This window comes from Beijerinckia sp. L45 (genome assembly GCF_009765775.1).
Taxonomy (GTDB): Bacteria; Pseudomonadota; Alphaproteobacteria; order Rhizobiales; family Beijerinckiaceae; genus RH-AL1.
The window spans coordinates 1-10,167 of the sequence record NZ_LMUU01000078.1; the positions used below are offsets into that span (position 1 = coordinate 1).

At 66.7% G+C, this 10,167-nt stretch carries 7 protein-coding genes and 1 pseudogene; 3 read left to right on the forward strand and 5 right to left on the reverse strand.

Annotation, left to right across the window (positions count from 1 at the left end; genetic code table 11):
- From GSQ79_RS08245 to GSQ79_RS08265, 5 genes are all read right to left on the reverse strand, one after another.
- A partial coding sequence (locus GSQ79_RS08245) for an alpha/beta fold hydrolase (RefSeq protein ID WP_158808242.1) occupies positions 1–1,627 on the reverse strand: 1,627 nt, incomplete at its 3' end.
- Between the two features lie 135 nt (positions 1,628–1,762).
- Complete coding sequence (locus GSQ79_RS08250) at positions 1,763–3,925, reverse strand: exopolysaccharide transport family protein (RefSeq protein ID WP_158808243.1); 2,163 nt, start codon at positions 3,923–3,925, stop codon at positions 1,763–1,765.
- Positions 3,926–4,030: 105 nt separating this feature from the next.
- Entirely contained in the window at positions 4,031–5,137 is a 1,107-nt protein-coding gene (locus GSQ79_RS08255) for an acyltransferase (protein ID WP_158808244.1), read from the reverse strand.
- Positions 5,134–5,961 (reverse strand): glycoside hydrolase family 16 protein, encoded by an 828-nt coding sequence (locus tag GSQ79_RS08260; protein WP_246725194.1) that lies wholly within the window; start codon positions 5,959–5,961, stop codon positions 5,134–5,136. Before GSQ79_RS08260 ends, GSQ79_RS08255 begins: the two co-directional genes overlap by 4 nt.
- A gap of 82 nt (positions 5,962–6,043) precedes the next feature.
- Positions 6,044–6,958 carry a LysR substrate-binding domain-containing protein gene (locus GSQ79_RS08265; protein ID WP_158808245.1) on the reverse strand — a complete coding sequence of 305 codons (915 nt, stop codon included), beginning with the start codon at positions 6,956–6,958 and terminating at the stop codon, positions 6,044–6,046.
- Between the two features lie 131 nt (positions 6,959–7,089).
- Between GSQ79_RS08265 and GSQ79_RS08270 the strand changes: the two genes are divergently transcribed.
- From GSQ79_RS08270 to GSQ79_RS08280, 3 genes and pseudogenes are all read left to right on the forward strand, one after another.
- Positions 7,090–8,289 (forward strand): MFS transporter, encoded by a 1,200-nt coding sequence (locus GSQ79_RS08270; protein ID WP_158808273.1) that lies wholly within the window; start codon positions 7,090–7,092, stop codon positions 8,287–8,289.
- A gap of 549 nt (positions 8,290–8,838) precedes the next feature.
- A complete protein-coding gene (locus GSQ79_RS08275) occupies positions 8,839–9,969 on the forward strand; it encodes a glycosyltransferase (protein ID WP_158808246.1) in 1,131 nt (376 codons plus the stop codon).
- Positions 9,966–10,167: pseudogene (locus GSQ79_RS08280) on the forward strand (hypothetical protein); the annotation flags it as partial. The gene GSQ79_RS08275 and the pseudogene GSQ79_RS08280, both read left to right, overlap by 4 nt.

Here is a 10,167-nt window from a genome sequence, read left to right on the forward strand (position 1 = left end):
GCAGGCCGGGATCCGTGTCGCTGTAGACCAGCGACACCCGCGTGCCGCGGGCGGACAGGCCGGCGAACAGCCGCTGAACCCGGCCCGCCATCGACTCGCGCAGCAGGGCGGAGCGCCAGCTGAGCGGCAGCCGCGCCACGGCGTCGCCAACGCCGCGCTTGGCGAGAAACCAAAGGGCCGGGAGGATGCGCCTGCGGCTGCGGATCAGCTTGCGCAGCGCATTGCGGCTCTTGATGTCGCCGACGTAATCCGACACCGAGCGCAGGCCGTAGCGGATCACGTCCTCGACGTTTTCGGCGGGGTTCCAAACCAGGCGCTGCGTGTTGACGACCACCAGATCGGTGACGCGCGGATCCACCTCGGCGACGGCGAGCGCCGTGTAGGCGCCGCTGCACACGCCGACCAGTGCGATGCGCGCATGCCCGCGCGCCGCGAGCGCGTCGATCGCCGCGCTGACGTCGGCGACGAGCTCGTCGGAATAGATCAGCGGCACCGGTCGGCCCGGATGATCGACGCTCTCGCCGAGGCCGGCGAGATCGATGCGCAGGCTTGAGATCCCGGCGCCGGCCAGGGCCCTTGCATGGTCGACCGAGACGCGGCGCCAGCCGATCTGCGCGTTGAGACCGCGGTTGAGGAAGATGATGACCGGGCTGCCGGCATGCGGGTGCACAGGCTGGCACAAGGTGCCGTGCATCGCGCCGTCGATGCCGAAACGCAGCGGCTCCTCGCGAAACGTCTCCGCGCGCAAGGTCGCCGGGAGCAGCGGCAGGCGCGGCGTCACGGCCTGGGCGGACGCGGGATAAAGCGCGAGCAGCGCCGCGACGATCTGCGCCGGCGATGCCGGCAGCGGCTGGATCTCCGTCGCGTCGGAGATCATCAGGTGATAGGGGGCAATCGTCTCGAGCCGTGCCGCGACGCCGTTGCGACGGAAATGTTCCGAAACTTCCGCGCCCTGCTTGCGGTCCGCCTGGTCGTAGACCACGACGGTCTGCACCCCGCCGATCGCGGTCTTCGTCAGGTCCAGCGCCTTCAGGCTGTCGACCATCGACTGCGACAGCGAAAAGCCGAGGACGCTGAGGCCTTCGCCCGGCGCCAGATCGACCGTGATGCCGAGCTTGTCCGCGACGAGGCTCGAGGTGACGGCAAGTTCGCGCACATAGGCGCGGCCCTTCACCACGGGCGCGATCAGCAGCAGAGCGGCGACATCGCTGCGCGCCCCGGCCGCCGCGGTCGCGAGCGCCGCGCCGAGCGACTGGCCGATGAAGACGTATTTCTTCACACCGCTATAGGCGCGCAAGAAATCGGCGGCATCCCCGATCGCGCTGGTCCACTGCGCGGCATCGGCGATGTCCGTCATCGCGCCGAGCGAATTGCCGGTGCCGGGATAGTCGAAACGCAGCACCGGAAAGCCTGCCGCCGCGATGGCCTCGGCCAGCAGCCGCCAGCTTTTCCGCATGGACAGATCCTCGAAACCCCACGGCGCGCAAAGCACGACGCCGACGGGCCCCACGCCGGCGTGGAAAGCCCCGCGGCATCCCTTGAACACGCAAGGCGCCCCCTGGACGCGCGCGGCGTCGCTCGTGGTCTCCAGCGGCGGCTCGTCGCGAGCCGCGGATTTACCGATCATCCGGCTCTGTCCCGTGGAAGCATGAGAGTGTCGATGCCGTCACTTTGCATGACGGTCGTTTCAAAACACTTTCGCGCGCCACGAAGCTTCGAACGACGTAAACGAAAAGTAACATCTCGGCCCAGATTCCGGGCGTCAGCTGGCGAGCGCGAGACTTTCGGCAGCGGTCGGCGGACTTGTCCGATTGAGGATCAGGCCCGCGAAGCGCGGCAGCGCCGTGACGGCATCGACCGTCGGGACGAAGCGCGGCAGCAGCAGTTGCTCCCAGCCGGCGACCAGCGCCAGCGCGTCAACCAGGCCGGCCCACGCCATCGTATTACCGCCCTCATGGACCGCCGCCCCGTCGACGAGAACGATGTCGAAGCGCCCGCGTGCCTCCTGAAGAAGCGCGCGGAGACGCCGCTTGACCGCACGCGCCGCCGGATCGAACGGCGTCTGCCCGACCGGCAGGAACGCGAAGACCTCCTGCGGCACCACCGCCGCGGCGATCGGCGCGGTGCCGTGCAGGACATCGCTGAGACCGGGATGCGACGACAGGCTGAGCCCGATCGACAGCGTCCGCCTGCCGTCGTCGGCATCGATCAGCAGCACCCGCTTCCCGCTGGCGCCGAGCAATGTCGCGAGGCGCTGCGCGAGCGTCGAACTTCCCTCCCCCGCGACGAGCGGCGCGAGCAGGACGACGCGCGCCCCACCAAGCGCGGCGAGACGCGCCGCGACATCCTCGATGCCACGGGTGAAATCGGAGCGCGGAGGGGTGGCCATGAACCCGGCGGCGCCCGCCGCGCCGCGCCCGCCGCGGTCGCTCGTGTCCATGACCGGCACGTAACCGAGAATCGGCACCTCGCCGCGCCCGTTCGAGCGGCCGGGATCGAGCGGCGCCTGTTGCACCCTGTTGCGGAGAAGATCCAGCACTGCGGCGAGACCGAGGCCGAGCAGCAGGCCGGCGACCCCGGCGACGGGCAGGATGAGCTTCGTCTTCGGCGACGACGGCGCGGCCGGCTCCAGGGCCGGCGAGATGAGCCGGGCGTCCGGTGCCTCGAACGTCGACTGCTCCTGGGTCAGCTTTGCCCGGTTCAGGAAGTTCTCGAACAGCGCTTTGTTGGCGAGGTTGGTGCGCTCGAGTTCGCGCAGCTTGACGCCGACATCGTTTTCGCCGCCGGACAGATTGCCGATCGCGGCCATCGTCTTGCGCAGCGAGTCCTCGCGCGCCTTGGCGACCTCGTAATCGTTCTTCAGCGTCGAGACGAGGCGCTTCATCTCTGCGGCGATGGCGACATTCAGGCCCTGGCGCTGCGCGCGGATCTGCGCCATCGCGGGATAGGCGCTGCCGTAGGTAACGGCGAGATCGGCCTCGCGCCGCGTCACGTCGGCCTGTTGGGTCCGCAGCTGGTTGATGACGGGGGAACGGACGACCTCGGACAGGGTGTCGAGATCGCCGCCGCCGCTCTTGAAATGCTGCGCCTGCTGGTATTTGGCAAGCTTCTCCGCGGTATCGGAGCTGGCGGTGGCGAGCCGTTCGTTGAGGTCGGTGAGCTGCTGCTCGCTGACCGTCACCTTCTCGTCGCTGGTCGTTGCGAGCCCGCTTTTCTTGCGGAAGTCGGCGACAGCCTGCTCGGACAGCCGGACCTGGTCGCGCAGCGCGCCGAGGCGGTCCTCGAAGAACGTCGCGGCCTGCTGGATCGAGCGGACATGGACATCGACCTGATCGGCGACATAGGCCTGCGCCATCGCATTGGCCAGAAGCGCGGCTTTGTGGGAATCGCGCGAGGACACGGTGATCGACAGCACGTTGCTCTTCGCGATACGCGCGACGTCGACATGTTCGAACAGACGCGAGATCACCGGCGCGAGCTTCGGATCGATACCATCCAGCGACGGCGGCTCGACGTTGGCCACCCGCGGCGGCGCGAACAGCGCCAGAAGCCGGCCGATCATGCCCGGTTTCGTCGCCTGCGCGAACTCGGGATCCTCGGTCAGATGTTCGTGCGACACGACGTAGGACAGCGTGCGGGTCGACAGGATGATCGGGATCTGGCTGTCGACGACCGCCGAATCGAGGGCGACGTCGGGGGTGACCGATTCCTGGCCGAACACCCGCTGTTTCGACGGATCGAGAAGGACCTGCGACATCGCGGTGTAGATCGGCGTCATGCTGACGCAAGCGACCAGCGCGAGGATGACGGCAACCAGCGCAGTGCCGAGAATGAGCATCCAGCGACGCGCGAGAAAACGCTTGACCTCGCCGAGGTCGAGACGCTCGAGATCCTGGGAATGCTCCTGAGTCTCCCGCAACGACATGAGCTAGGCGTCTCTTGAATCACACTGGGGCTCGCCGCGGCGGCGGTCCCGGAAGCGGGCCCTAACGGGACCGGTAAGAAAGCATGACCAAAGATAGTTAAAAATTCACCGCGGGTGCAGGATCGGCAGATGTCGTCCGGGAACCGTGACGAAGGCCCGGGTCAGCCGCCGCCGGATCGGCCTGTCGTAAAAAATATTTGCCGCGACGCAGAAGGCGATGACCAGAACCGTGAAGGCCAGCGCCTTCCCCACCGACACAGCCTCCTTGTCGAAATGCAGCCGGTCCTCCAGACGCAGAAAGATCCCGATCAGCACGAAATGCAGGGAATAGACGACATAGGAGTAGACGCCGGCAAGCGCGCAGGCCGCATGCAGGCGCCTCGGCGGCTCCGAGGCGACGCCGGCGATGACGATCGCCGGCACCACGAAGGCGACGAGCCCGAAATCCCACCAGGCGCGCACCACCGGCGGCGGCAGGAAGAACAGCACACCGATGATCAGCAGCAACGACCACCACGGCAAGGTCGTAGGAAACGGCCTGCGCTCGAAGACGCGGAAGATCAGCACGCCGGCCGCGAACCCGTAGAGGATGCGCGCAAAACCGCCGAGGTAGTGCGTCCAGGTCCAGCCGACGTCGAGTGTTCCGAAATGATACGCCGCCGCGACCACCGCCGCGAAGCCGACGAGAACGCAGCCGACGAGACGACGCATCGTCCAGAACCGGAAGCTCGCGGCATAGGCGATGTTGATGAGGATCTCGAGCGCCAACGTCCAGGCCGGCGCGTTCAGCGGATAGACGAAGTCCGTTCCCGGCGCCAGATGCGACGGCAGCATGAGGCTGGCCAGCGGGAACGAGGCGATGAACCCGCGATTCATCGCGGAGCCATCGCCCAGGGCGATGGCGACGACCGCCGGCAGAACGCCGATCAGGCTCGCCAGGATAAACAGCGGATAGAGCCGAATGAGACGCTGCTTGGCGAAGGCCAGCGCGCCGAGCCCTGCGACGAACCGGGCGTCGTAGCGATAGGCGATAATGAACCCGCTCATCACGAAGAAGAGGTCGACCGCGACCTGGCCTTCGACCGGTTGCGGCAGGCCGTAGAAATAGAAGCAGTGAAATAGCACCACCGACAACGCGGCGACGCCGCGCAAGGCGTCGAGCGTGTGGAAGGTCCGGTCCTTCACCGCGCCCGGTTCGACGAGGGCGTTCACGGGCGACGCACGTAGGCCGCGATCGCGCGGATATAGAGGAACGACGGATTGGGCGTCTTGTCGATCGGCCAGCCGGAGCCGAGCGCCAGGTTGGCGAGCATGTACATCGGCTGCTTGAACTCGGCTCGCGTCGGTGTGCGCCACACCTGCTTGCGGTTGAGGTAGAAGGTGACCCAATCGTCCTCGATCAGAACGCCGTATTTGTTGAAGCTGCCGCTGGCGCTACCGGCTGGCATGTCGACGATCTTGCCGTCGCCGAACTTGCGTTCGTCCTCGGCCCACACATGAACGTTGGCGTGGAAGCTGTCCGGCGCGACCCCGTAATATTCGAACACGTCGATTTCGGCGCGCGGGGCCGCCGTGATGCCGACGAGCCAGAAGGCCGGCCACACGCCCGGCCCGGGCGGCAGCTTGGCGTCCATCTCGAAATACCCGAATTTTTGCGCGAAGCCGGAGCCGCCAGGCCCGTCATGGTCGCGCGAGGCGATGAGGCCGGAGCGCCACTTGCCGTCGGCCTCCTTGCGCGCTTCGATGCGCAGGATGTTGCTGGCAGTCTCGAAGGGAAAGCCGGGGAGCGGATCGCTGAACGCGGCGTCGCCGAAATCGCCGTGCCACGGGGTATGCGCAACCCATCGGGTTCCGGGGCCGGCCGCCGAGACGTCGAGCCGGTCGAACGTCTCGGAAAACGTCCGTTTGAAGCCGGCAATGTCGAGATCCGTCGGCGACGACGCCTGATCGGCAAAGCCCGGATCGCAGGCGGCAAGACACATGGCGGCAGCAACGGCGACGAGCATGCGCATCCAGAGGCGAAGAGAGTGATCCATTTTGAGACTCGAGCGTTCGTTTGGCACCTTACGGGCACGAGGCGTGCCGGCAGGGCCGACACGCCGGCTACTGGTCTTATGGTTAAATCGTTGCCGGCGGGACTTCCGATCCTTCCGCCAGCAGCCAGCGCACGAAGGCCGACAGCGTCGGCGTCTTATCGACATCGTTGGGCACGAGCGCAACGTAGGCGGAGCGCGGGACAGTAATGTGCGGGAACGGCGCAACCAGATGTCCCTCGGCAAGATCGGCGCTGAGGACGGGAAAAGGCCCGATCCCGAGGCCGAGCCCATCCTTCGCCGCCTGAAGGGTGACGAAGAAATGGTCGAACATGCGGCGCCGGCCGACCGCCTGCGGCAGGCTCGCCGCGTGGAGCCACTCGGTCCAGTCGCCGGACCGCGTCTCGGTCGCAAGCAGCATGTGATCGGCGACATCGGCGAGAGCGTCCAGGGGTTTGCGCCTCAGCAGAGCCGGACTTGCCACCAGCGTATCGGCCTCGTCGAGAAACGGCACGGCGCGATAGGCGCCCCAGGCGTGCCCCGCTCCAGTGGAGCGCGGGCTTCGTCGAACGGCGAGGTCGAATCCGCCGCGCAGGTCCTCGTGTAGCGTCGTCGTGGTGGCGACGATGACCTCGGCGTCCGGATGTGCGGCGTGGAAGGCGTCGAGGCGGGGGATCAGCCAGCGCATCGCGAACGTCGTTGGCGCGCTCACGCGGAGGACCCGCCGCACGGCAGGCCGGCCGCACGCTTCGGCGGCCGTTATCAGCCGGTCGAAGGAAATACTCACCTCCGCGGCAAAAGCCTGCGCGGCCGGCGTCGGCGCCATACGGCGGCCGACCCGCACGAAAAGGCGCTGCCCGAGCCAGGTCTCCAGAGACGCGATCTGCCGGCTGACGGCGCCATGGGTCAGGCCGAGTTCCGCCGCGGCGCTCACATAGCTGCCGGTCCGGGCGGCAACCTCGAAGACATGGAGAGCATGAAGCGGCGGCAAGGATCTCATATGTGTGAGCATAACGCACAGCACGCGTGAGGTCAGCGGCGCTTATCGACGATTGCTCACGCATGTAGCGTATCGACGAAACGTGGGAGGACGCAATCGTGGCGAGTCGGATAGTGCGGGCCGAGGCTTGGATGGTGCGGACGCGCACCGACCTGGCCTCCACGAAGGGCCGGACTTTGAGCGGCGCCTGCCTCGCTCATATTCTCCACGACGGCTACAGCGACCTCATCTACGTGCTCCTGCCGGTCTGGCAGGAACAGTTCGCGCTCGGCTTTGCGGCCCTCGCGCTGGTCCGGACCCTCTACGTCGGGGCGCTGGCTGCCCTGCAGATCCCCGCCTCCCGGCTCGCGCATCGCTTCGGCGCGCGCATGGTTCTTGGGCTCGGCACGCTCCTCAGCGCCGGCGGCTATGGGCTGGCCGGTGCCTCGGGCGGCTTGGCCGGCCTCTGCACGGCCCTCGTGATCGGCGGCATCGGCGCAAGCACCCAGCATCCCCTCGCCTCGTCGCTGATATCGCGGGCCTATGGCAGCGCCGCGCGCGGACCGCTCGGCACCTACAACTTCGCCGGCGATCTGGGAAAAGCGACCGTGCCGCCGCTCGTCACGCTCCTGCTCGTCTTTTTGGGCTGGCGCGGCGCGCTCTGGGTCATCGCGGCTGTCGGCGTGGCGGTCGCGCTTGCGGTCGCGTGGCTTTTGCCCAAGGGCCCCGACATGATCGAAGGACGCAACGCGACGCAGCCGATGCAATCGAGCGGCGAGGTAACGGCCAGCGACACCGGCTTCGGGCTGCTGGTCGCGATCGGCATGCTCGACAATGCGGCGCGCCCGGCATTCCTTCTGTATCTGCCGTTCCTCCTTCAGGAAAAGGGGGCGGCGCTGACCACCGTCGGCCTTGCCTTCTCCCTCGTCTTTGTCGGCGGGGCGCTGGGCAAGGCGGTCTGCGGTCGGCTCGGGGCAAAACTCGGCGTCATCCCGACGGTCGTCGCGACGGAGGCGGGAACCGCAGTCGCGATCATGGCCGTGGTCATGCTGCCGCTCGCTCCGGTCCTCATCCTGTTGCCGGTCTTGGGGGTGATGCTGAACGGGACCTCATCCGTGCTGTATGGCACCGTCCCCGAACTCGCGCCCGGCGGCCGCGTCGAACGCGCCTTCGCGGTGTTCTACACCTTCACGCTCAGCGGAAGTGCTCTCGCGACGCCGTTGATCTACGGCCGCCTCGGCGATCATCTCGGCCCGCACGGGGCGGTCGTCGCAGCGGCGGCCACGGCCTTCGCGGTCGTCCCGCTGGCTCTTGCCCTCGCGCCGTTCTTGCGAGCCGGCCCGTGCCGATGAACCGTCCTTGAAATCGCCAACCGCGCGCGGCCCGGCTTCACAAAGAAAGAAGCTGCCGCCTCTTCAGCCGGCGGCAGCTTCCCTATGTGGTATTGTGGCAGATCGAGGCACTTTCTGCGGGGAGCCTGCCTCGATCGGCGGAGGAAACAATGTTTCCTCCCATATGTTTAGCCAATACCACATAACCGGTCAAGCGCGATGCCCCACGCTGGCACACCCGCCATCCGTCCTGATTGCCAGTCGAGAATCGAAACAACGGCAAATCTTCATTGGCATATGACGTCACTATTGTTTTGGGCTTAACGCCCTTAAAGTATTGATGTGGTCACCCGCAGTGCGTCGTCACCAGGCACGATGAAACGATGCGCCGACACCGTATCGCGCTTAACGGCGCATTAAGGTTGAGCGCAGTTTCGAGCCTGCGGCGCCTCGAATTTAGCGGTACGGGAACGATCGTTGCGGATGGTTTGGCATGCTACACAGAGAGGCGGATCGCGGCGACGCATCCTGGCCCGACCTGTGTGTCTTTTTGGCCCAAGGACTCAAAGGATGCGTGTCGCAATTGTCCACTATTGGCTCGTCGGGATGCGGGGCGGCGAAAAGGTCCTCGAAGACCTATGCTTGATGTACCCCGACGCCGACATCTTCACCCACGTCCATGATCCCGCCAAGACCAGCGAACTGATCAACGCCCACCGGATCACCACGACGTTCATCGGCAAACTGCCGTTCGCGCGGCGTCTCTATCAGCGCTACCTCCTGCTGATGCCGTTTGCCCTGGAAAGCCTTGATTTGTCGTCCTACGACCTCGTGATCTCGTCGGAGTCGGGCCCCGCCAAAGGCGTCATCACGCATCCCAATGCGGTGCATGTCTGCTACTGCCACTCGCCGATGCGCTATCTGTGGGACCAATATCATACCTATCGCAGCCGAGCCGGGTCGCTCACCGCGATGATGATGTCGCTGACCATGCCGATGCTGCGGATGTGGGACGTCGTCTCCGCGGCCCGCGTCGATCATTTTATCGCGAACTCCTCCTTCATCGCGCGGCGCATCCAAAAAGCCTATCGCCGCGACAGCACGGTGATCTTTCCGCCCGTCGATCTCGACGCTTTCGCGCCGGTGGCGCAGCCCAGCCGCGACTACTTCTTCTGCATCGGCCAGCTCGTCCCCTACAAGCGGGTGGATCTCGCCGTCGCCGTCTGCACGAAACTCGGCCTCCGCCTGATCGTCGCCGGAACAGGTCCCGACGCGGAGCGGCTGCGCGCGATGGCTGGCCCGACCGTTGAATTCCGTGCCTGGATCGCCGACGCCGAGTTGAAGGCCCTGTACCAGAATTGCCGCGCCCTGCTCTTCCCCGGCGAAGAGGACTTTGGCATCGTTCCGCTCGAGGCGATGGCCTCGGGCCGGCCCGTCATCGCCTACGAGTCCGGCGGCGCCGTCGACACCGTGATCGCCGGCAAAACAGGCGTCTTCTTCGCGGAACAGACCGAAGCCGATCTTGAAGACGCGATCGCACGCTTCGAGGTGATCGAGGCGAGCTTCGACGCGCGGGCGTTGCGCGAGCACGCCGCCACCTTCAGCCGCGACGCGTTCCGCCAGCAGATGGCCCTGTTCATCGACGCCGCGATAGGCGCCGGGCGCGCGCGCAATCCGCTGCTTGCGGAAGCCGCGGAGTGACCCGCGTTCCGTTCGGCGACGCGGAGACCCCGCCCGCATCGTGGTCGATCAACGGCCGCTTCCTGACGCAGCAGATCACCGGCGTGCAACGCTATGCCCGTGAGATCACGGCCGCGATCGATGCCCGGCTCGTCGCCGACGAGGCGCTCGCGCGGCGTCTGTGCTGGGACATCATCGTGCCCGCGGATTGCGAGACGA

Bases quoted from the DNA above. Each gene is read 5' to 3' on its own strand.
- GSQ79_RS08250 (WP_158808243.1), bottom strand. From the start codon at position 3,925: ATGTCGTTGCGGGAGACTCAGGAGCATTCCCAGGATCTCGAGCGTCTC.
- GSQ79_RS08260 (WP_246725194.1), bottom strand. From the start codon at position 5,961: ATGGATCACTCTCTTCGCCTCTGGATGCGCATGCTCGTCGCCGTTGCT.
- GSQ79_RS08265 (WP_158808245.1), bottom strand. From the start codon at position 6,958: ATGAGATCCTTGCCGCCGCTTCATGCTCTCCATGTCTTCGAGGTTGCC.
- GSQ79_RS08270 (WP_158808273.1), top strand. From the start codon at position 7,090: ATGGTGCGGACGCGCACCGACCTGGCCTCCACGAAGGGCCGGACTTTG.
- GSQ79_RS08275 (WP_158808246.1), top strand. From the start codon at position 8,839: ATGCGTGTCGCAATTGTCCACTATTGGCTCGTCGGGATGCGGGGCGGC.